This is a genomic window from Sphingomonas kyungheensis, from assembly GCF_037120395.1.
Classification (GTDB): Bacteria; Pseudomonadota; Alphaproteobacteria; order Sphingomonadales; family Sphingomonadaceae; genus Sphingomonas; species Sphingomonas kyungheensis.
The window spans coordinates 475,290-497,453 of sequence record NZ_JBBBDM010000001.1 but is presented as its reverse complement, the minus strand read 5'-3'; the positions used below and the strand labels follow the sequence as shown (position 1 = coordinate 497,453).

Annotated in this window: 21 protein-coding genes; 13 read left to right on the top strand and 8 right to left on the bottom strand. The window is 69.0% G+C overall.

Annotation, left to right across the window (positions count from 1 at the left end):
• The first annotated feature begins 4 nt into the window (after positions 1–4).
• Both V8201_RS02340 and V8201_RS02335 read left to right on the top strand, forming a co-directional pair.
• Positions 5–1,183, top strand: coding sequence for an acetyl-CoA C-acyltransferase (locus tag V8201_RS02340; RefSeq protein WP_037532154.1), 1,179 nt, complete (start codon positions 5–7; stop codon positions 1,181–1,183).
• Between the two features lie 358 nt (positions 1,184–1,541).
• Positions 1,542–2,024, top strand: a complete 483-nt coding sequence (locus V8201_RS02335) for a pyridoxamine 5'-phosphate oxidase family protein (RefSeq protein WP_037532152.1) — start codon at positions 1,542–1,544, stop codon at positions 2,022–2,024.
• A gap of 36 nt (positions 2,025–2,060) precedes the next feature.
• Here V8201_RS02335 and V8201_RS02330 read toward each other — a convergent pair whose 3' ends face one another.
• A complete protein-coding gene (locus V8201_RS02330) occupies positions 2,061–3,293 on the bottom strand; it encodes a polyhydroxyalkanoate depolymerase (protein WP_336544374.1) in 1,233 nt (410 codons plus the stop codon).
• 174 nt (positions 3,294–3,467) lie between these two features.
• On the opposite strand from V8201_RS02330, the gene V8201_RS02325 reads away from it, so the two are divergent.
• From V8201_RS02325 to V8201_RS02305, 5 genes are all read left to right on the top strand, one after another.
• Entirely contained in the window at positions 3,468–5,237 is a 1,770-nt protein-coding gene (locus V8201_RS02325) for an ABC transporter transmembrane domain-containing protein (RefSeq protein ID WP_037532147.1), read from the top strand.
• Between the two features lie 159 nt (positions 5,238–5,396).
• A complete protein-coding gene (locus V8201_RS02320) occupies positions 5,397–6,548 on the top strand; it encodes a saccharopine dehydrogenase family protein (protein WP_336544373.1) in 1,152 nt (383 codons plus the stop codon).
• 75 nt (positions 6,549–6,623) lie between these two features.
• The gene (locus V8201_RS02315) at positions 6,624–9,134 is read left to right on the top strand and encodes a penicillin-binding protein 1A (RefSeq protein WP_037532145.1); all 2,511 of its coding nucleotides are present in this window, start codon (positions 6,624–6,626) and stop codon (positions 9,132–9,134) included.
• A gap of 56 nt (positions 9,135–9,190) precedes the next feature.
• Positions 9,191–10,318 carry a peptide chain release factor 2 gene (gene prfB / locus V8201_RS02310; protein WP_037532143.1) on the top strand — a complete coding sequence of 376 codons (1,128 nt, stop codon included), beginning with the start codon at positions 9,191–9,193 and terminating at the stop codon, positions 10,316–10,318.
• A 35-nt stretch (positions 10,319–10,353) separates the two neighbouring features.
• The gene (locus tag V8201_RS02305) at positions 10,354–11,037 is read left to right on the top strand and encodes a class I SAM-dependent methyltransferase (RefSeq protein WP_051583271.1); all 684 of its coding nucleotides are present in this window, start codon (positions 10,354–10,356) and stop codon (positions 11,035–11,037) included.
• Positions 11,038–11,144: 107 nt separating this feature from the next.
• Here V8201_RS02305 and V8201_RS02300 read toward each other — a convergent pair whose 3' ends face one another.
• Complete coding sequence (locus V8201_RS02300) at positions 11,145–11,534, bottom strand: JAB domain-containing protein (protein ID WP_336544372.1); 390 nt, start codon at positions 11,532–11,534, stop codon at positions 11,145–11,147.
• A 77-nt stretch (positions 11,535–11,611) separates the two neighbouring features.
• Here V8201_RS02300 and V8201_RS02295 point away from each other — a divergent pair, with 77 nt between their 5' ends.
• The 6 genes from V8201_RS02295 to V8201_RS02270 all read left to right on the top strand — a co-directional run bounded on the left by V8201_RS02295 (position 11,612) and on the right by V8201_RS02270 (position 17,178).
• Positions 11,612–12,406, top strand: coding sequence for a thymidylate synthase (locus tag V8201_RS02295; protein WP_037532139.1), 795 nt, complete (start codon positions 11,612–11,614; stop codon positions 12,404–12,406).
• Positions 12,403–12,870: a dihydrofolate reductase gene (locus V8201_RS02290; RefSeq protein WP_336544371.1), complete on the top strand. Its 468-nt coding sequence runs from the start codon at positions 12,403–12,405 to the stop codon at positions 12,868–12,870. Before V8201_RS02295 ends, V8201_RS02290 begins: the two co-directional genes overlap by 4 nt.
• A gap of 91 nt (positions 12,871–12,961) precedes the next feature.
• Positions 12,962–14,344 carry a M48 family metalloprotease gene (locus V8201_RS02285; protein ID WP_443026750.1) on the top strand — a complete coding sequence of 461 codons (1,383 nt, stop codon included), beginning with the start codon at positions 12,962–12,964 and terminating at the stop codon, positions 14,342–14,344.
• Positions 14,341–15,054 (top strand): DsbA family protein, encoded by a 714-nt coding sequence (locus V8201_RS02280; protein ID WP_336544370.1) that lies wholly within the window; start codon positions 14,341–14,343, stop codon positions 15,052–15,054. Before V8201_RS02285 ends, V8201_RS02280 begins: the two co-directional genes overlap by 4 nt.
• 436 nt (positions 15,055–15,490) lie before the next feature.
• Positions 15,491–16,420 (top strand): ABC transporter ATP-binding protein, encoded by a 930-nt coding sequence (locus V8201_RS02275; RefSeq protein WP_037532131.1) that lies wholly within the window; start codon positions 15,491–15,493, stop codon positions 16,418–16,420.
• On the top strand, positions 16,417–17,178 hold the full coding sequence (locus V8201_RS02270) for an ABC transporter permease (protein WP_037532128.1): 762 nt from the start codon (positions 16,417–16,419) through the stop codon (positions 17,176–17,178). Before V8201_RS02275 ends, V8201_RS02270 begins: the two co-directional genes overlap by 4 nt.
• On the opposite strand, the gene V8201_RS02265 is transcribed toward V8201_RS02270, so the two are convergent.
• The 6 genes from V8201_RS02265 to V8201_RS02240 form a co-directional block, all read right to left on the bottom strand.
• A complete protein-coding gene (locus tag V8201_RS02265; RefSeq protein WP_336544369.1) occupies positions 17,168–17,881 on the bottom strand; it encodes a CPBP family intramembrane glutamic endopeptidase in 714 nt (237 codons plus the stop codon). The genes V8201_RS02270 and V8201_RS02265 overlap by 11 nt on opposite strands.
• Positions 17,882–18,071: 190 nt before the next feature.
• Positions 18,072–19,034, bottom strand: coding sequence for a class II fructose-bisphosphatase (gene glpX, locus V8201_RS02260; protein WP_271299395.1), 963 nt, complete (start codon positions 19,032–19,034; stop codon positions 18,072–18,074).
• 141 nt (positions 19,035–19,175) lie between these two features.
• Positions 19,176–20,582, bottom strand: coding sequence for a carbohydrate porin (locus V8201_RS02255; RefSeq protein ID WP_336544368.1), 1,407 nt, complete (start codon positions 20,580–20,582; stop codon positions 19,176–19,178).
• A 97-nt stretch (positions 20,583–20,679) separates the two neighbouring features.
• The gene (locus tag V8201_RS02250) at positions 20,680–21,099 is read right to left on the bottom strand and encodes a hypothetical protein (protein WP_037532239.1); all 420 of its coding nucleotides are present in this window, start codon (positions 21,097–21,099) and stop codon (positions 20,680–20,682) included.
• On the bottom strand, positions 21,096–21,845 hold the full coding sequence (locus tag V8201_RS02245; RefSeq protein WP_336544367.1) for a prepilin peptidase: 750 nt from the start codon (positions 21,843–21,845) through the stop codon (positions 21,096–21,098). Before V8201_RS02245 ends, V8201_RS02250 begins: the two co-directional genes overlap by 4 nt.
• A 1-nt stretch (position 21,846) precedes the next feature.
• Positions 21,847–22,107: a hypothetical protein gene (locus tag V8201_RS02240; protein WP_235199541.1), complete on the bottom strand. Its 261-nt coding sequence runs from the start codon at positions 22,105–22,107 to the stop codon at positions 21,847–21,849.
• Positions 22,108–22,164 lie beyond the last annotated feature (57 nt).

Genomic DNA, 22,164 nt, shown 5'->3' with positions numbered 1-22,164 from the left:
GTCTATGCGTTCCGCCGTCATCGTCTCCACCGCCCGCACCCCGATCGGCCGCGCCTATCGCGGCGCGTTCAACGACACCACGCCGCAGGCGCTCGCCGGCCATGCGATCCGCCACGCCGTCGAGCGTGCCGGGATCGACGGCGCGGAGGTCGCGGATGTCGTGCTCGGCGCGGCGCTCCAGCAGGGGCATCAGGCGGGCAATATCGCCCGCCAGGCGGCGTTGCGCGCCGGGCTGCCGACGTCGGTGCCCGGCATGTCGCTCGACCGGCAATGCGCCAGCGGCCTGATGGCGATCGCCACCGCCGCCAAGCAGATCGTGCTCGACGGCATGGACATCGCGGTCGGCGGCGGGGTCGAGAGCATCAGCCTCGTCCAGACGCCGCAGATGCGCGTCGCGCCCGACCGGCAGCTGATCGCGATGCACGGCGACATCTACATGCCGATGCTCCAGACCGCGGAGATCGTCGCCAGCCGCTACGGCATCAGCCGCGAGGCGCAGGATGCCTATGCGCTCCAGTCGCAGCAGCGCACCGCCGCCGCCCAGGCCGCCGGCCGTTTCGACGCCGAGATCGTGCCGCTGCCCGCGACGATGACCGTCACCGACAAGGTCACCAAGGCAGTGAGCCAGCAGGAGGTGACGCTCGACAAGGACGAGGGCAATCGCGCCGATACGACGATCGAGGGGCTGCAGAAGCTGCAACCCGTCGTCGGGCCGGACGGCGTCATCACCGCCGGCAACGCCAGCCAGCTCTCCGACGGCGCCTCCGCCTGCGTGCTGATGGAGGAAGGCGTCGCCGCCGCGCGCGGCCTGACGCCGCTCGGCCGCTACGTCGGCATGGCGGTGGCGGGGACCAAGCCCGACGAGATGGGCATCGGCCCGGTCTATGCCGTGCCCAAATTGCTCGAAGCGAACGGGCTCACGATGGCCGACATCGGCCTGTGGGAACTCAACGAGGCGTTTGCGGTGCAAGTGCTCTACTGCCGCGATACGCTCGGCATCCCCGACGAATTGCTCAACGTCAACGGCGGCGCGATTGCGATCGGCCACCCCTATGGCATGTCGGGCGCGCGGATGACCGGCCATGCGCTGATCGAGGGCAAGCGGCGCGGCGCGAAATATGTCGTGGTGACGATGTGCGTCGGCGGCGGCATGGGCGCGGCGGGGCTGTTCGAGGTGCTGTGAGGTTGATCGCCAACCGGCCCGACGGTATATATCGTCGTCGGAAGGGTCATGCGCTCTCTCTATCGAGCCCCGGTCGCTGCTACGGCCGGGGCTCAAATCGTTTGGAGCTCAGGCTGCTACCCGAGCCCCGCCCGTGCACCTATCGCCTACGTGCCACTTCCACAATCTTCAGAACGAAGGTTCCGAAGCCGCAAAGCGCACCCAGGAACAGGCACAGTTCGGAAAGAGTCATGCATGCGCCTTTCCATCACGACGGCGGGATTGCCGCCGGCCCGGATCATGACCGGGCCGGCCCTACCGCGCAACCAACCCACGGCGCGCTCGTTCTCCCGCAAACCCCCGCACAAGGAGACGCGTCATGGCCGATCACGACAATCCGCAGGAAATCGCTGCCAAGTTCCTCGACAAGCTGCGCAGCAGCCCGTTCGTGATGATCGGCCTGACGGACGGCGAACATGCCGAGCCGATGACCGCGCAGATCGACGACGATCAGCCCAACACGCTGTTCTTCTTTGCCGGCCGCGACAATCGCATCGCCAAGGGCGGCGACGCGATGGCGCAGTTCGTCGGCAAGGGGCATGACTTCTTCGCCTGCCTCGCCGGCACGGTCAGCACCGACAACGATCGGGCGCAGATCGACAAATTGTGGAATAACCAGGTCGAGGCGTGGTTCCCCGGCGGCAAGCAGGACCCGAACCTGACGCTGCTCCGCTTCGACATCGACAGCGCCGAGCTGTGGGAGACCGACATCTCGATCTCGGGGCGCGTCAAGATGCTGTTCGGCGGCACGATCCGCGGCGATGAATCGAGCAGCCACGCGGTGGTCGACTCGGTCGCCTGACCCGCGCCTGGGGCGGCGTCTGCCGCCCCCGATCGGTCAGGCGTTGGCGGCGATCCACTCCTCGACCACCGGCGCGACCCTGTTGCGCCACTTGGAGCCGTTGAAGATGCCGTAATGGCCGGCACCTTCCGCCATATAATAGCGCTTCTTGTCCTCGGGGAGCGCGGTCGCCAGCGTCAGCGCGGCGCGCGTCTGCCCCAGGCCGGAGATATCGTCGCGCTCGCCCTCGATCGCGAGAATGCCGACATCGGTGATCGCCGCCGGATCGACGCGCCGGCCACGATGCATCATCTCGCCGCGCGGCAACGCATGGCGCTGGAACACCAGTTCGATCGTCTGCAGGTAGAATTCGGCGGTCATGTCGCAGACCGAGCGATATTCCTCGTAGAAGTTTTTCGTCGCATCGGCGCTCTCGCCGTCACCCTGGACGAGGTGTTTGAACATCTCCCAATGCGACATCATGTGGTTGCCGAGGTTCATCGACATGAAGCCGGCGAGCTGGAGAAAGCCGGGATAGACCTTCCGGCCGGCGCCCGGATACATCATCGGTACGGTGACGATGACATTCTGTTCGAACCAGGCATGCGGCCGTTCGGTGGCGAGCGTGTTGACCGCGGTCGGCGCCTCGCGCGTGTCGACCGGGCCGCCCATCATCGTCAGCGTCTTCGGCCGGCAGGGATGACGGTCGGCGCTCATCAGCGCCACCGCCGCATAGCAGGGCACCGACGGCTGGCACACGGCGAGCATATGCGTGCCGCCCTGTCCCTCGTTCGGCCCGATCGCTTCGAGGAAGGCGACGAGATAGTCGATATAATCGTCGAGGTCGAAGCTGCCGTCGCCGAGCGGCACCAGCTTGGCGTCGCGCCAGTCGGTGATGTAGACGTCCGCGCTCGGCAGCATCCGCTCGACCGTGCCGCGCAGCAGCGTCGCGAAATGACCCGACATCGGCGCGACGATCAGCAGCTTCGGCCCGCCCTCGACACCGTCGCGGCGAAAGCGCTTCAACTGGCCGAACGGCTTTTGCAGCACGATCTCCTCGTGCACCGACACCGTCCGGCCGTCGATCACCGTGTCGGTCAGCCCGAAGGCGGGCTTGCCGCGCGTCGCCGAGGCATGCGCGAAGACCTCGAGCGCCGAACTGACCACCGATCCGCCGTCGAGGTACGACCAGGGGTTGGCGGGGTTGCGCATCCAGTCGGCGCCGAAGCTCGCCATCGCGCTGGCGCCGGCGAGCATCGAGCGCTGCATTTCATAGGCATCGTAGAGCATGATCGGGATCTTCGCCTGAAAAGGTTTCCGTATACGTAATGTATTTTCCGCAAGGTGCAAACGGACCATTCGCACCCGCACAATCGGCTGAACGCCCGACACGGCCGACAGGGCCCCTGCCGCCGGAGTGGGCGGCGTTGAGCCGGTCCGCCCCGCCTGCTAGGCGCGGGGACGATGGCCCGTACCCCGCTCCCGACCAACCGCCGCCTCGGCGACCTTCGCCTCGTCTGGGATCGCGTGCTCTGCTACCCGCGCCAGTTGACCGTGGCGCTGCTCGCGCTCGCCACCACCTCCGCGGCGACAATCGGCATCCCTTATGGGTTCAAGCGGGTGATCGACCGCGGCTTCGCCCCCGGCGGCGAAGGCTCGGTCGCGGCGTCCTTCCATTATCTGCTGATGATCGTCGCGGTGCTCGCGGTGGCGACGGCGATCCGCTTCTACTGCGTGTCGTGGCTCGGCGAGCGCGTCGTCGCCGACATCCGCACCCGCGTCCATGCGCATCTGCTCGCGCTCACCCCGCGCTTCTTCGAGGAGAACCGGCCGTCGGAGATCGCCTCGCGCCTCACCGCCGATACCGTGCTGATCGAGGGCGTCGTCGGCAGCACGGTGTCGATCGCGCTGCGCAACACCTTCACCGGCGTCGGCGGGATGATCTACCTGTTCGCGCTGTCGCCCAAGCTCGCCGGCATGCTGCTGCTCGGCATCCCGCTGATCATCCTGCCGGTGACGATCCTCGGCCGCCGCATCCGCAACCTGTCGCGCGCGTCGCAGGATCGCGTCGCCGACGTCAGCGCGCTCGCCACCGAGATGCTCGGCGCGATGAAGATCGTCCAGGCGTTCGGCCAGGAGCCGCGCGAGGCGCAGCGCTTCGCCGGGGCGGTGGATGCGACCTTCGCCGCCGCGAAGCGGCGCATCGGCCTCCGCGCGGTGATGACCGCGATCATGATCTTCCTGATCTTCGGCTCGATCACCCTCGTCCTGTGGGAGGGGGCGACCGACGTCGCGGCGGGGCGCATCTCGGGCGGGGCGATCGCCGCCTTCGTGCTGACCGGCGGCATCGTCGCCGGCGCGTTCGGCGCGCTCACCGAAGTCTATGGCGACCTGCTGCGCGGCGCCGGCGCCGCCGGCCGGCTCGCCGAGCTGCTGCGCGAACAGCCCGAGATCACCCGCCCCGCGGCGCCGATCCCGCTGCCCGTGCCGGTGAGCGGTGCGCTGACTTTCGATCATGTCCGCTTCCACTATCCGACCCGACCCGACGTCGCCGCGCTCGACGACGTCACGCTGGCGATCCGCGCCGGCGAGACGGTGGCGGTGGTCGGCCCGTCGGGGGCCGGCAAGTCGACCTTGTTCCAGCTCGCCGAGCGTTTCTACGATCCGGCCGAGGGCCGCATCCTGCTCGACGGCGTCGACCTGCGCGAGGCGGACCCCGCCGCGATCCGCGCTCAGATCGCGATCGTGCCGCAGGACAATGTCATCTTCGGCGCGAGCGCGCGCGACAATCTGCGCTACGGCCGCTGGGAGGCGGGCGACGACGAACTGTGGGCCGCCGCGGAGGCCGCCAATGCCGCCGACTTCCTGCGCGCCCTGCCCGAGGGACTCGACACCAACCTCGGCGAAGGCGGCGCGCGTCTTTCGGGCGGCCAGCGCCAGCGCATCACCATCGCTCGCGCGCTGCTCCGCGACGCGCCGATCCTGCTGCTCGACGAGGCGACCAGCGCGCTCGACGCGGAGAGCGAGCGGCTCGTCCAGCAGGCGCTGCAACGGCTGATGGAGCATCGCACCACCCTGGTGATCGCCCACCGCCTCGCGACGGTGCGCGCCGCGCAGCGCATCGTGGTGATGGACGCCGGCCGCATCGTCGAGGAGGGCAACCACGCCTCGCTCATCACCCGCGGCGGCCTCTACGCACGGCTGGCGAGCCTGCAGTTCAGCGAGGCGGCGTAGGGGCGGGCTTCTTCCGCGGACACTCTACCGTTGACCGCCATCCCTCGCCATCCCATCATTCGGACCCTGCATTCGTGTGAGCGCGCCGCTAGACTAGCCGCGCCTTGATCCCCCGCCCCCGGCGGCGCATCATCGTCGCGCACAGAGCAGGAGGCACAGATGCGCGACCATGACCTGATCGTCTATGGCGCGACCGGCTTCACCGGCCGGCTCGTCGCCGAATATTGCGTCGAACGGAAGCTGGAGCGGTGGGCGATGGCCGGGCGCAGCCGCGCCAGGCTGGAGGCGGTGCGCGATGCGATCGGTGCGCCTGCGGACACGCCGCTGATCGTCGCCGAGGCCGACGATCCCGCCGCGCTCGCGGCGCTCGCCGCCTCGACCCGCGCGGTGATCACCACGGTGGGGCCGTATCAGCTCCACGGCGCGCTGCTCGTCGCCGCCTGCGCCGCGGCGGGCACCGGCTATCTCGACCTGTGCGGCGAGCCGGCCTGGATGCGGCAGATGATCGACGCGCATCAGGCGGCGGCGCAGGCGAGCGGGGCGCGCATCCTCTTCTCGTGCGGCTTCGATTCGATCCCCTTCGATCTCGGCGTGCTGACCTTGCAGGAGTGCGCGCTTGCCCAGCACGGCCGCCCCGCGCCGCGCGTCAAGGGTCGCGTCCGCGCGATGCAGGGCGGCTTCTCCGGCGGCACCGCGGCGAGCCTCAAGGCGACGCTCGCCGCCGCGGCGCGCGATCCGTCGATCCTCGGGCTGCTCGCCAATCCGTTCGCGCTGACGCCGGGATTCAGCGGCCCGCATCAGCCGACCGGCCTGTTCCCGGAATTCGACGCGACGCTCAACACCTGGGTGGCGCCGTTCATCATGGCGGCGATCAACACCAAGAACGTCCACCGCACCAACTTCCTGCTCGGCCACCGCTACGGCACCGACTTCGTCTATGACGAGATGGTCGTCGCCGGACTGGGCGAGATGGGCAAGGCCGCCGCCGAGGCGATCGCCAAGCTCAATCCCCTGCTCGGCAAGGGGCCGCAGCCCGGCGAAGGCCCGAGCAAGGCGGAGCGCGACGCGGGCCATTACGACCTGCTGTTCGTCGGCCTGATGCCGGACGGCACACGCCTCGACGCGGTCGTCACCGGGGATCGCGATCCGGGCTATGGCTCGACCAGCCGGATGATCGTCGAGACCGCCTTATGCCTGCTCGACCGGGAGGGCGAAACCGTCGGCGGTGTCTGGACGCCCGCCGCGCTGCTCGGCACGGCGCTGCGCGACCGGTTGCAGGCGCGCGCCGGCCTCGGCTTCACCGCGGGCTGACGCACCGGCGCGCGGCCCCCGCGCCGCCAGCGAGGGTGGCAAGCGCGCGCGAACCTGCTACACGCCCGCGGCGTTATGGCGTCCGAAGCTCCCCGATCCCGCCTCCAGGCGTTCCGCGACACCGGCGGCCTCCGCGGCGCGGTGCGGCGTGCGTGGCGACGCTGGTGGATCAAGGGACTGGCGATCCTCGCGGTGCTCGCGGCGATCGGCTATGGCGTGCTGTGGGTGACGATCCTGCGCGCCTTGCCTTCGGTGGACCAGTTGCGCACCTATGAGCCGCCGCTGCCGACCAACGTCCGCGGCATCGACGGCACGCCGATCCAATCCTATGCGCGCGAGCGCCGCGTCGAGCTGAGCTTCGCCGAATATCCGCCGCTGCTCGTCCGCGCCTTCCTCGCCGCCGAGGACAAGACCTTCTTCGAGCATCACGGCGTCGACTATCCCGGCCTCGGCGGGGCGGTGATCGATTACGCGCGCAAGTTCGGCAGCGGCCGCCGCGCCAAGGGCGGTTCGACCATCACCCAGCAGGTCGCCAAGAACCTGCTGATCGGCGCCGAATATTCGCCGACGCGCAAGATCAAGGAAGCGATCCTCGCCTATCGGATCGAGGATACGCTGACCAAGCCGCAGATCCTCGAACTCTATCTCAACCAGATCGCGCTGGGGCGGAACGCCTTCGGCGTCGAGGCGGCGAGCCACGCCTATTTCGACAAGGAGCTCGACGAGCTCGATCTCGCCCAGCTCGCCTATCTCGCCATCCTGCCCAAGGGGCCGTCCAACTACGATCCGGTCCGTCATGCCGATCGCGCGCTGGCGCGGCGCAATTACGTGCTCGGCGAGATGCTGCGCAACGGCTTCATCAACCAGGCGCAGCATGACGAGGCGGTCGCCGAGCCGCTCGGCACGATCCTGCGCCGCACCCCCAAGTTCGAACGCGTCGGCGGCTATTTCGTCGAGGAGGTCCGCCGCCAGCTGATCGGCAAGTTCGGCGAAACCGCGCGCGACGGGCCCTATGGCGTCTATCAGGGCGGGCTGTGGGTGCGCACCTCGCTCGACACGCGTTTGCAGGACCTCGCCGCGCAGGCGCTGCGCGACGGGCTGCTCCGCTACGATCGCGGGCGCGGCTGGGCCGGGCCGATCACGCACAAGGAGGTCGACGCCGATTCGTGGCAGCAGACGCTGCTCAACACCAATATCGGCCTCGACTATAGCGACTGGCGCGCCGCGATCGTCATCGCGCGCGACGGCGATGCGTGGCAGCTCGGCTTCGCCGACGGCCAGACCGGCCGCCTGCCGCGCAGCGGCGCGCAGATGCCGGTCCGCGGCAAGGGCGGCACCAGCTTCGCCGCGATCCGCGCCGGCGACATCATCGCCGTCGCGCCGGAGGGCAGCAGCTACGGCCTGCGCTCGGTGCCGAAGATCTCGGGCGGCTTCGTCGTCGAGGAGCCGGCGACCGGCCGCGTGCTGGCGATGCAGGGCGGCTTCGACAGCCGCCTGCAGCCGTTCAACCGCGCGACGCAGGCGCTGCGCCAGCCGGGATCGACGATCAAGCCGATCGTCTATTCCGCCGCGCTGGAGAACGGCATGACGCCCGCGTCGATCATCATCGACGGCCCGTTCTGCGTCTACCAGGGCGCGGCGCTCGGCAACAAATGCTTCCGCAACTTCGGCAATTCGCGCGGCGCCGGGCCGCATACGATGCGCTGGGGGATCGAACAGTCGCGCAACCTGATGACGGTGCGCGCCGCCGCCGCCACCGGCATGCCCAAGGTGGTCGACGTGATGAAGCGGATGGGCGTCGGCGACTATCAGCCCTATCTCGCCAATGCGCTCGGCGCGGGCGTCACCACCGTCAGCCGGATGGTCAACGCTTATGCGACGCTCGCCAACAACGGCCGCGCGCACAGTCCGACGCTGATCGACTTCGTCCAGGACCGCCACGGCAAGGTGATCCTGCCGGAGAATTGGCGCGCCTGCGACGGCTGCAACGCCCCCGACTGGGACGGCAAGCCGATGCCGCGGCCGGGCGATCGCGCACGCCAGGTGATCGACGCGATGACCGCCTATCAGATGGTCCATATCACCGAAGGCGTCGTCCAGCGCGGCACCGCGGTGGTGCTGCGCGACCTCGACCGGCCGATGTTCGGCAAGACCGGGACGACCAGCGGCCCGACCGACGTCTGGTTCATCGGCGGCACGCCGCAATTCATCGGCGGACTCTATGTCGGCTATGACACACCCAGCAATCTCGGCGGCTATGCGCAGGGCGGCACCTTCGCCGCGCCGATCTTCAAGGACTTCGCGGTCAAGGCCTATGAAGGGATGGAGAAGATCCCGTTCCGAGCGGCGCCCGGCATCCGCATGGTCCGCATCGATCGCGCCAGCGGCAAGCCGGTGTTCGGCACCTTCCCGACCGACGCCGATCCCAAGGCGGCGGTGATCTGGGAAGCGTTCAAGCCGCAGAGCGAACCGCGCCGCGCCATCCACCGCGGCCCCGCCCCCGCCGCCGCGGCGACCACCCCGGCCCGCGCCCGCGCCGCACCGCGCGACAGCGATTTCTTGCAAAGACAAGGCGGAATCTACTAGCGCCTGCTCCTACATAGGCGTCATCGCCCCGTTCCTTCGCTTACCGGAGACTTCCCATGCGCGCCGAAGCGCAGTCCCACGTCGACAGCATCAAAGAGGCGCTGGCGCTGCTGCGCCGGTTCCTCGATTGGGACCGTGCGCTCCGCCGTCTCGACGAGCTCAACGCCCGCGTCGAGGATCAGGCGCTGTGGAGCGACCCCAAGGCGGCGCAGGAGGTGATGCGCGAACGGCGCCGGCTCGACGAGGCGATTACCGCGACGCGCGCGATCCAGTCCGAACTCGACGACACCGTCGAGCTGATCGAGATGGCCGAGGCCGAGGGCGACACCGCGATGGAGGCGGAGGGCGTCGAGGCGCTCGCCGCGCTGGCGCAGCGCGCCGATCACGACAAGATCCAGGCGCTGCTCGCCGGCGAGGCGGACGCCAACGACACCTATATCGAGATCAACTCGGGCGCCGGCGGCACCGAGAGCCAGGACTGGGCGGGCATGCTGCAACGCATGTACACGCGCTGGGCGGAGCGCCGCGGCATGAAGGTCGAACTGATCGACTATCACGCGGGCGAGCAGGCGGGCATCAAGTCGGCGACGTTGCTGGTCAAGGGCGAGAACGCCTATGGCTATGCCAAGACCGAGAGCGGCGTGCATCGCCTCGTCCGCATCAGCCCCTATGACAGCGCGGCACGGCGCCACACCAGCTTTTCGAGCGTGTGGGTCTATCCGGTGATCGACGACAATATCGAGGTCGAATATAACGAAAGCGACCTGCGCATCGACACCTATCGGGCGAGCGGCGCCGGCGGCCAGCATATCAACACCACCGATTCGGCGGTGCGCATCACGCACATCCCGACCGGCATCGTCGTCCAGTGCCAGAACCAGCGGTCGCAGCACAAGAACAAGGCGGAGGCGTACAACCAGCTGCGCGCGCGCCTCTACGAACGCGAACTCGCGATCCGCGAACAGGCGGCCAATGCGGAAAATGCCACCAAGACCGATATCGGCTGGGGCCATCAGATCCGCTCCTACGTTTTGCAGCCGTATCAGCTGGTCAAGGACCTGCGCACCGGCACGACCTCAACCGCGCCGGGCGACGTGCTCGACGGGGCGCTCGATCCGTTCATGGCGGCGGCGCTGTCGCAGCGCGTGACGGGCGAGAAGGTCGAGGTGGAGGACGTCGATTGAGCCTGCGCCCGGCCTTGCTGCTGACCTTCGCGACGATGCTCGCCGCGACCGCGTGCGACGGTTCGAAACCGCTGATCCGCCAGGATGAGAAGCCGATGCTCTTCCCCGCCGCGGATCGGCCAGTGGCGCATATCGTCTCGGCGCGCTGGTCGAACGAGGAAGCGCGCGACCGCGTCAACGAGGCGGGCGAGGTGATGAGCAAGGCGGGGATCGCCAAGGGCATGACCGTCGCCGACATCGGCGCGGGCGAAGGCTATTACACGATCCGCCTCGCCAGCCGCGTCGGCAAGGACGGACGCGTGCTCGCCGAGGATATCGTCGCCAGCGTCCGCGACACGCTCGCCGAACGCGTCGCGCGCGAGGATCTGGAGAATGTCTCGGTGCGGCTCGGCACGCCGGACGATCCCAAATTGCCCGACGCGAGCTTCGATCGCGTGCTGATGGTGCACATGTATCACGAGATCGCGCAGCCCTATGAATTCCTCTGGCGGCTGCGGCCGTCGCTCAAGCCCGACGGGCTGGTGGTGGTGGTCGACGCCAATCGCCAGACGCAGAACCACGGCACCCCGCCCGCGCTGCTGCGCTGCGAGTTCGAGGCGGTCGGCTATCGCCAGGTGTCGATGAGCGACATGCCCTCGGCCGGCGGCTATCTTGCCACCTTCCGCGCCGTCGGCCCCCGCCCCGAACCCGAGGCGATCAAGCCCTGCGTCCTGCGCTAGCGGCGGTCGTATCGCCGCGGCGACGGGAGTGGGCGGATGCCGCGCAGTGCCGTGTCCGCGCCTCTGTGCGAACCCGCCTCTCCACCATCCGAGCTGACGCCCGAATCTCAGAGCAACCGAACGTCGAACAGGCTCGTCACCTGCCCCGCGGCGAGGATCAGATGATCGGCGAGCATCATGTCGAGCGCCTCGGCGACGCGCGCCAGCGTGCGGGTATAGTCGAGATCGGCGGCGCTCGGCCGCGGATCGCCGCCGGGATGATTGTGCGCGAGGATCAGCCGCGCGGCATCGAGCCGCAGCGCCTCGGCGATGATCGCGCGCAGCGGCGGCGCGACCTGCTCGCTCGTCCCGACGAAATCGAGCCGGCCGAGATATATCCAATTCGGATCAAGATACAGGACGGTCGCGCGCTCGAGCGTCGCGTCACCCAGGTCCGCGAGCATACGGATGACGGCGTGAGGATCGGTGATGAGGATCGGGACAGGATCATCCGGCACGACGGTTTGTCGCGCACGCGGCGGATCGTCGCAGCAAAAAGCTCGCCCAAAACGGCGCCACGCGATAGGCGGTCGCGATGCGCCAATATCTCGACCTGATCGATCGCGTGCTGACCAGCGGCACCACCCAGATGGACCGGACCGGCACCGGCACGCGCGCCGTCTTCGGCGCGCAGATGCGATTCGACCTGGCGCAGGGCTTTCCGGTGCTGACCACCAAGAAGCTGCATCTGCGCTCGATCATCATCGAATTGCTGTGGTTCCTGCGCGGCGACACCAACGTGCGCTGGCTGCAGGAGCAGAAGGTCAGCATCTGGGACGAATGGGCGGACGAAGCGGGCGATCTCGGCCCGGTCTATGGCAAGCAATGGCGCGACTGGGCCACCGCCGATGGCCGCCATATCGATCAGATCGCCGAGCTGATCGCCCAGATCCGCAGCCAGCCCGCCTCCCGCCGCCAGATCGTCTCGGCCTGGAACCCCGGCGATCTCCACGCGATGGCGCTGGCGCCCTGCCACTGCCTGTTCCAGACGCACGTCGCCGACGGCCGCCTCTCGCTCCAGCTCTACCAGCGGTCGGCGGACATCTTCCTCGGCGTGCCGTTCAACATCGCCAGTTATGCGCTGCTCACCCATATCCTCGCGCAGCAGTGCGATCTGGCGGTCGGCGAGTTCATCTGGACCGGCGGCGATTGCCACCTCTATACGAACCACCTCGATCAGGCGCGGCTGCAACTGACGCGGACGCCGGGGCCGCTGCCGCGACTCGAGATCACCCGCCGACCCGATTCGATCGACGCTTATGCCTATGAGGATTTCGTGCTGCACGATTATGTCGCGCAGCCGCATATCAAGGCGGCGGTGTCGGTGTGATCAGCTTCCACCTCGCCCGCGCCGACAATGGCGTGATCGGCCGGGACGGTCGCCTCCCCTGGCATCTTCCCGCCGACCTCAAGCGGTTCAAGGCGATGACATTGGGCCGTCCGATGCTGATGGGGCGCAAGACGTTCGACAGCTTCCCGGCGCCGCTGCCGGGCCGCCGCCATATCGTGCTGACCCGCGACCGCCAGTGGTCTGCGCCCGGGGCCGAGGTCGCGCATGATGTCGACGCGGCGCTGGCGCTCGCCGGTGCGGATGTCGCGGTGATCGGCGGCGCGGAGATCTTCGCGCTGCTCCGCGACCGCGCCGACCGGATCGAATTGACCGAGGTCCATTGCGACGCCGACGGCGACGTCACCATGCCCGGCTTCGCCGACTGGCGTGAGATCGCCCGTGAGGACATCGCCGCAGCGGACGGGCGCCCCGCGTACAGCTTCGTGACGCTGATACCGCGATAGCCGCGGCAATTTGACCGACGGCCGAATCGGAGGCCGCTGCGGCGCCCCGCCCCACCGCTTTCGCCGTGACCTTCCTCCGCCGCCTGCCTATATGGAGCGGGTGATCGCCCGCTCTCCCCGCATCATGCGACTCGCCGTGTGCACCGCCGCCGCCGCGCTGGTCTGCGCCGCGCCGGTGCAGGCGCAGTCGATCCTGCGCGATGCCGAGACCGAGGCGATGTTCAGCGACATGTCGGTGCCGCTCATCAAGGCCGCCGGCCTCTCCCCGCGCGACGTCAAGGTCGTGCTGATCAACGACGATTCGATCAACGCCTTCGTCGCCGGCGGCCAGACCGTCTACGTCCATTCCGGTCTGCTCCAGGCGGCGGTCAACGCCAATCAGGTGCAGGGCGTCATCGCGCACGAACTCGGCCATATCGCCGCCGGCCACGTCGTGCTGGCCGACAATGGCATCAAGCCGGCGATGCACATCACCTTGCTGTCGATGGTGCTCGGCCTCGCCGCGGTGGCGGCCGGCGCGGGCGAGGCGGGCGCGGGGCTGATGGCGCTCGGCCAGTCCGCCGGCATGGCCAAATATCTGTCGTTCAGCCGCACGCAGGAAAATGCCGCCGATGCCGCCGGTGCGCGCTTCCTCAACAGCGCCGGCGTCACCGGCAAGGGCATGCTGAGCTTCTTCGGCACGCTCCAGCAGCAGGAATATCGCTACGGCGTCGAGAATATCGATCCGTTCATGCAGACGCACCCGCTGTCCGGCGACCGCATCGCCAGCCTCACCGCGGTGCTCAAGGCGTCGCCGTCGTGGAACAAGCCGTCCGACCCGGCGATCGAGGAACGCTTCCGCCGCGTCAAGGCGAAGCTCGAAGGCTATGTGATGAGCCCGGAGCGGACGCTCAAGGACTTTCCGGAGAGCGACACCAGCATCTACGCGCATTACGCCCGCGCCTATGCCTGGCATAAGGCGGGCTATCCGGACAAGGCGGATGCCGAATCGGTCGCGCTGATCAAGGCCAAGCCCGACGACCCCTATTTCCAGGAGATCCGCGGCCAGATCCTGCTCGAAGCGGGCCATCCCGCCGACGCCGTCGCGCCGTTGCGCGCCGCCACCGAAGGCTCGCGCAACAATCCGCTGATCGCCACCACCTTCGGCCACGCGCTGATCGCTACCGAGGACAAGGCCAATTATCCCGAGGCGGTGCGCGTGCTGCGCGTCGCGGTCGGCCGCGATGACGAAAACCCCTTCGCCTGGTATCAGCTCGGCACGGTCTATGAACTGACCGGCGACACGCCGCGCGCCGCGCTCGCCACCGCCGAGCGCGCCAGCATGGAGGGCGATCAGCGGACCGCCGCGCAAAGTGCGCGCTATGCGCTCGCCAACCTTCCCGCCAACTCGTCCGACTGGATCCGCGCGCAGGACATTGCGATGGCCGCGCAGAACGACATGGACGACAATCCGAAGAAATATAAAAAACGATGACGCGTTTTACCTTGCCGCTGGTCGCGGCGCTCGGCGGCCTGATCGGTGCCGGCGCGGTGTGGAGCTATGAGCGGTTCGCCAGCCCCGGCGGTGCCGATCAGGCGCGGATCGAGCGTGTCGTCCACGATTACGTCCTCGCCCATCCCGAGATCATCCCGCAGGCGATGCAGGGGTTGCAGGAGCGTCAGTCGGGCGAATTGGTCGCCGCGAACCGCGAGGCGATCGTCACGCCGTTCGGCAGCGCCTGGGCGGGCAATCCGCAGGGCGACGTCACGTTGGTCGAATATTTCGACTATAATTGCGGCTATTGCCGCGCATCGCTGCCGATGATCGCCGATCTGCTCAAGCGCGACGGGAAATTGCGCATCGTCTATCGCGACCTGCCGATCCTGTCCGAGGCGAGCCGCACCGCCGCCCGTGCCAGCCTCGCCGCGGCGCAGCAGGGCAAGTTCCTCGCCTTCCATGACGCGCTCTACGCCGGCGGCCCGGTCAGCGACGCCTCGATCACCGCCGCCGCCGTCAAGGCCGGCGTCGGCCTCGGCGCGGTCGACAGCGGCACGATCGACGCCGAGATCGCCAAGAACATGACCGTCGCCGCCAAGCTCGGCATGAACGGCACGCCGAGCTGGGTGGTCGGCAACCGCGTCCTGTCCGGCGCGCTGCCGATCGAGGAACTGGAGAAGGCGATCGCCGCCGCGCGGGGGGCATAGGGGCTTCGAGTCGGGTGTGGGGTGTCGGGCGCGAGGCGTCGGATGTTGAGCGCGGGGCGTCAGCCGTCAGTCGTTGGCTGGAACGCCCCTCTCCTTCGTCATCCCGGCGCAGGCCGGGATCCATGGACACGGCGCCACCCATGGCAGCACGCGCCATCAGCCGACCGCCTCCATGGATCCCGGCTTCCGCCGGGATGACGAATGGGGGGAGCGACCCGGCCAAGACAATGGAATGGACCCTCAATACCCTAGGGTTCCGTATCGCGTTCATTGTCCTCTCGCCGTCCCGCGCGCGGAGCGAACCCGGCTGCACGCTCCGACAGCCTCCGACGCGAGAGGAGCGCCTGAGGCCCCCCTCATCCAGCGCCATCCCGCCGAGGCCCCTTATCAACCCGCCCTCGCCCCCCTATCTGCGGCGCAACCGGGGGACGTCCGCATGCCAGAACCGATACTCGCCGTCGCCGGCGTGTCCAAGACGTACAAGGGCGGCTTCACCGCGCTCCACCATGTCGACCTCGCCATCCGGAAGGGCGAGATCTTCGCGCTGCTCGGGCCCAATGGCGCGGGCAAGACCACGCTGATCAGCATCATCTGCGGCATCGTCACGCCGAGCAGCGGCACGATCACCGTCGCCGGCCACGATGCGCTCGGCGATTATAAGGCCGCACGGCGCCGCATCGGCCTCGTGCCGCAGGAGCTGTCGGTCGACATGTTCGAGACGGTGCTCGCCACCGTCACCTTCTCGCGCCGGCTGTTCGGTCATCCCGCCAACCCCGCGCATATCGAGCGCGTGCTGCGCGACCTGTCGCTGTGGGACAAGCGCAATACCAAGATCATGGCGCTGTCCGGCGGGATGAAGCGCCGCGTGCTGATCGCCAAGGCGCTGGCGCACGAGCCGGAAATCCTGTTCCTCGACGAGCCGACCGCCGGCGTCGACGTCGCGCTCCGCCGCGACATGTGGAAGCTGGTGCACGGCCTGCGCGAACAGGGCACGACGATCATCCTCACCACCCATTATATCGAGGAGGCCGAGGAGATGGCCGACCGGGTCGGCGTGATCGACAAGGGACGGCTGCTGCTCGTCGAGGAAAAGGCCGCGCTGATGCACAAGCTCGGCAAGCGCGAGCTCGACCTGACGCTGGTCGAGCCGCTCGCCGCGGTGCCGCCCGGCCTGGAGCGCTGGCAGCTCAGCCTCGTCAACGACGGCAAGGTGCTGCGCTACGTCTTCGACGCGACCGAGGAGCATACCGGCATCCCGTCGCTGCTGCGCGCGCTGGCGGAACAGTCGATCTCCTTCAAGGATCTCGAGACCTCCAAGTCGAGCCTCGAAGACATTTTCGTCGATCTGGTGGGGGAACGCGCATGAACCTGCACGGTGTCTGGGCGATCTATCGCTTCGAGATGGCGCGCGCTTTGCGCACGCTCTGGCAGAGCCTCGTCGCGCCGGTGCTGACCACCAGCCTCTATTTCATCGTCTTCGGCGGCGCGATCGGCAGCCGGATGCAGACGGTCGACGGCGTCGGCTATGGCAGTTTCATCGTCCCCGGCCTGATCATGCTGTCGCTGCTGACGCAGAGCGTCGGCAATGCCTCGATCGGCATCTACTTCCCCAAGTTCACCGGCACCGTCTTCGAACTGCTGTCCGCGCCGATCTCGGCGATGGAGATGGTGCTCGGCTATGTCGGTGCGGCGGCGACCAAGTCGGTGGTGCTCGGCCTGATCATACTAGCCACCTCCGCCTTTTTCGTGCCGATCACGGTGCTGCATCCCGGCGCGATGATCGCCTTCCTGCTGCTTACCGCCCTCGCCTTCAGCCTGTTCGGCTTCATCCTCGGAATCTGGGCGGGCAGCTTCGAACAGCTCAACTTCGTGCCGATGCTGCTGATCACGCCGCTGACCTTCCTCGGCGGCAGCTTCTATTCGATCGACATGCTGCCGCAGCCGTGGCGGACGGTCAGCCTGTTCAACCCGGTCGTCTATCTGGTCAGCGGCTTCCGCTGGAGCTTCTTCGGCAAGGGCGATGTCGACATCGCGCTCAGCCTCGGCGTGACGCTCGGCTTCCTCGTCGTCTGCCTCGCGATCATCGCCTGGATCTTCAAGAGCGGCTGGCGGCTCAAGAGCTGAGCCGCCGCCGCACCCGCGCCGACAGCGCCGGCCGCAGCACCAGCGCGTTGAGGTCGACCAGCACGTGCACCGCCATCGGCACCCACAGCGCGCCGGTGCCCATATAGAGCGCGGAGAGCAAAGCGCCGCCGACGAAGGTCGCGGCGACGCCGATCCAGCCCTGATAGCGGTGCATCGCCGCAAAGGCGGTATTTGCGACGATCACGCCGGCAAGCCCCGATCCGCTCGCCATCGCCACCACCACCGGCAGATGCAGCCGGTAGAAGAGCTCCTCGGCCGTCCCCGCCGACAGCGCGAGCGCGGCGGCGGGCCACAAATCGGCATCGCTGGTCGGCATCACCGCGCGCGCGTCGCCCGCGGTCCACGGCGCCCGGCCGCGCCGCGCCCGCCACCAGGTCAGCAGCAGCCCGAGCAGGCTGCCGCCGACGAGCCCGATCGCCACCGTATCCGCGCCGATCGAGCCGGGCGGCACCTCCGCGACGACGGCGAGCGCCCAGAACTCCGCCGGCAGTCGCCAGACGCCGGACAGGCGCTGCACCGCCGCCAGCCCGGCGAGCGCGACGAGGCCATAGCCGATCCACAAGGTCAGCGCCCAGCGCAGATGCCGCGCCTCGAACCGCACGCGCGCCCAGACGAACATCCGCCCACGCCGCAACAGGGCGATCTGATAGGCGAGCGTCAGGACGAGGATGATGGCGAGCATGTCCGTCCATCACCCCGGACGCACGGCGAAGTCCATGGGTGAGTGCGTCACAGCCACTCCTTCAATCGTCATCCCCGCGAAGCCGGGATGACGATTGGGAGGGAGAGGGCGCCGGCCCCGACGTCCGAGCGGCACCGGCATCGGCCTGGCACGGCACAGACACGCCAACGCCACCGGCACCCCGCCCCGGTCAATCGGTGCGGTGTTCGCCCTTGACCCAGCGCACCGTGCCGGTCGAGGCGCGCATCACCACGCTCTCGGTGGTCATCTTGCCCTTCCTGCGCTTGACGCCGGCGAGCAGCGAGCCGTCGGTCACGCCGGTCGCGGCGAAGATGCAGTCGCCGCGCGCCAGCTCCTCGAGGTCATATTGCTTGTCGAGATCGGCGATGCCCCATTTGCGGGCGCGGGCGCGCTCGTCGTCGTTGCGGAACAGCAGCCGGCCCTTGAACTGACCGCCGACGCAGCGCAGCGCGGCGCAGGCGAGCACCCCCTCCGGCGCGCCGCCCGAGCCCATATAGACGTCGATCGTCGTGTCGGGATCGGCGGTGGCGATCACCCCGGCGACGTCGCCGTCGCCGATCAGCATCACGCCGCAGCCGATCGCACGCAGTTCGGCGATCAACGCCTCGTGCCGCGGCCGGTCGAGCACGCAGGCGATGATCGCATTGGGGGCGACGCCCTTGGCGGCGGCAATCGCGTGGATGTTCTCGGTCGGCGTACGGTCGAGGTCGATCACCCCCGCCGGCAGGTTCGGCCCGACCGCGATCTTGTCCATATAGACGTCGGGGGCGTTGAGCAGGCCGCCCTTTTCGGCGATCGCCAGCACCGCGAGGCTGTTCGGCCCGGCCTTGGCGCAGATCGTCGTGCCTTCGAGCGGATCGAGCGCGATGTCGATCGCCGGGCCGTTGCCGGTACCGACCTTCTCGCCGATGAACAGCATCGGCGCCTCGTCGCGCTCGCCCTCGCCGATCACCACCGTGCCGTCGATGTCGAGTTCGTTGAGCGCGGCGCGCATCGCCTCGACCGCGGCGGCATCCGCCGCCTTCTCGTCGCCGCGCCCGGTCAGCGTCGAGGCGGACACTGCCGCCGCCTCGGTGACGCGCACCATCTCGAGGACGAGGACGCGATCGAGGACCTGGCTGGCGGTTTGCATGCTATACCTCTGTTTAACGTGTATAACACCGGTCTACCCCGGCAGCGGCGGCACGACAAGCACGGATCGCGTCCCGGCGCGGGTCAAGGCGAGCCGGCGCGACGCGCCGGCCAGAGCGTCACCGCCGACCGGCGCCCCTGCTCAGAGCGTCACCGCCGCCTTCATCCCCAGGATGCCGACGTCATGCGCTTCCCGGATGCCGCCGGGTTGGTGGATATATTGCAGATTGGGACGCAGCTCGAGCCAGGCGGCGGGGTGAATGCTGTAATAGACCTCGGCGGCATATTCGGCGTCGCGGACCGGTGTGCCGGGCACCAGCCGGTCGGCGATCGCGGCGCGGCCGTTGACGTTGGTCCGCGCCGCCGCGACGCCGAGCACGTCGCCCGGCACCGCCGGCACCAGCCCCTTGTAGAACAGGCCCAGCGACACCTGATTGTCGGTCACTGACGTCGCCCGGTCCGCCTGCGTGACATTGGCGAACATCGACAGCCCGGTCAGCGCCTTGCCGTCTTTCGACTCGCCCGTCAGCTGCTGCTGTACCGTCGCATAGATGCCGTATCGGCTGGCATGTTCGAGCGGCGACAGACCGGTGACGACGCGCGGCGCGCGGTTCACGTCGAGCAGCACGTCGTCACCGCGCGCCGTGCCGATCCAGCCGCCGACCTTGTACGATCCGACATGACCGTCGTCGCCGCCGCGCGTCCAGCCGACCTCCGCCGGGATCAGCGCGCCGGTCGCGCCATGCAGCCGCCACAGGAAGAAGCCGGTGTCGAGATTGCGCGGATTGATCTCATAGACGCCGCCCTGCACGTAGAGGTCGTGCGGCAGGTCGACGCGGACCCGCCCGCCCCATTGGCCGACCGGCCAGTTCTGCCAATAATCGCCGACCAGATTGCCCGGCTGCGCGCCGCAGAAGCTGAGATTCATGAAGTGGCAGGAGAAGACCGCGAAATCCTCGCCCGGGTTGGTGCGGCCGAGCTTGACCTCGACGCGCTGGCCGAGCCTTTGCTCATACCATAATTGCGTGACGCGGACGGTCTGGCCGCGGCCATAGACCTCCTGCACCTGTTGCAGCGCATCGATCCCGGCGTCGGCGGTCAGGTTGCGACCGCGCCGCCACGTCACCGTCGCCTGGAAGGCGCCGCCGGTCAGCCCGACGAGCTTGTCTAGGTCGAGCAGCATGCCCGCGTCGAATTGCCCCGTCTCGCGCAACAGCTTCCGCGTGCCGCCCGCGATATTATAGCCGCTCTCCGACGCATAACGCGCGGTGACGCCGATGCCGCGGGCGCCGAGCCGGGTGCGGATCGTCTGCCAGTCGCCGATCAGCCCCGGCGGCGGCGCGCTCTGCGTATCGCCGATCAGCGCCGATGGCGACGTGTCGCGCGCGCGGCGGATCGGCGTGCGCGGCCGGTGCTGGGTATCCGCCTGGCCGTTGGTGGGCGTCGCCGCGTCCGGGGCTGCCGGAGCGCCGACATCCACCTGTTGCGCCTGCACGGGTGCGGCCGACAGCGCGGCGCACGCCGCGAGCAGGAAAGATCGTGTCATCATGCTCGTCCCCCTCATTGGCGAGGGGTAGAACCGTTATGAACGATGTTTGTTCTACCTGCGCAACGACAGGGTGCGATGGACGGCGGCTCGGTCGCGCTCAGCTGCGGCAGCCGACCAGCCCGGCGACGGGGAGGACGAGCGCGTCCTGCCCCGGTCGGTCGACCTGCAACGAGGCCTGCGGCACGCGCGCGCCGGCGGTGAGGCCGTCCTGCTGGACGATCGTCATCGCCAGCCGGACGTGGAGGTCGCCGCCGACATAGTCCGTCGCCTCGGCAAAGCCGAGCGCCGCCGCCGCCCCGCCGCCGCTGCGCGCGAGATCGATCGTCTTGCCGCCGACCGCGATGCGCAACGTCGCCGGGTCCGCGGTCGCCATCGCGACGAGCTGGCGGTCGGCCGGGTTCCACAGATAGGCGGCACACCCCTTCGCAGGCAGATGCTGCTGGCCGATCGCGCCAAGCCCGGTCGGGGCGGCGGGCGCGGCGGTCTGCAGGGCGGCGGCGAGCAACAGCGCGATCATGGCGCCCACCCTACCATGGCGAGCCACGCGGGGTAAGCCGCGACTCCCAGCAACGCGCCGAACGGCAGCGCCGTATCGCGCGCGATCGCCCGGCCGGTGACGCGGGCGAACAGCGCGACGCCGAGCCCGACGAGGCTGGCGATCACCAGCACCGCGGGCAGCATCCGCCAGCCGAGCCACAGGCCGATCGCGCCGAACAATTTGGGATCGCCGCCGCCCATGCCGTCATGCCCGCGCCACGCCTTGTAGCCCCAGGCGATCGCGGCGAGCGCACCATAGCCGGCCCCCCCGCCGATCAACCGGTCGGTCCAGCCGGGGGGCAGATCCGCGAGGCCGCTCGCCAGTCCCGCCGCCGCGAGCAGCGCGGTCAGCCGGTCGGGCAGCCACAAGGCGACGATATCGAGCGCGGCGAGGGCGAGCAGCAGCCAGCCGAAGGTCGCGCCGGCGATCCCGCCCCAGCCCGGCGCCACCGCCCCCGCCGCCGCGCCGATCGCCACCGCCGCCAGCTCGATCCACAGATGCGTCGGCTCGATCCGCGCGCCACAGGCGCGGCAGCGTCCGCGCTGGGCAAGGAAGCTGACGATCGGCACCAGCTCGAGCGGCGACAGCGTCCGCTCGCATGCATCGCACGCCGACCGGCCCTGCAGCACCGATCGGCCCGCCGGCCAGCGGATCACCAGCGCGGCGATGAAGCTGCCGAAGATCGCGCCGAGCCCGCCGAGCGCGAGCGCCCAGCCGACGCTCACGTCACGCCTCGCCGGGAGCCGGCTCGCGAATCAGATAGCGGTAGACGCCGAGCAGATCGATCAGCAGCAGCACGATGTTCTGCGAGCCCAGCGCCCAGTCCCGCATCATCGCCGCGCCGGCGAGCCACGCCACTGCCGACAGGCAGAACAGCACCATCGCCCAGCCGGTATCGCGCCGCCCCCAGTCCAGTGCCACGATGGTCGCCGCGATCATCCCGCTGATCGACGCGAACCAGCGGATCGGCTCGATATACGTCTCCATCCCCGCTGAGCGAGTGGTGCCGCAAAAGTATCCCGTGGAAATAAAGGCTTACGGACG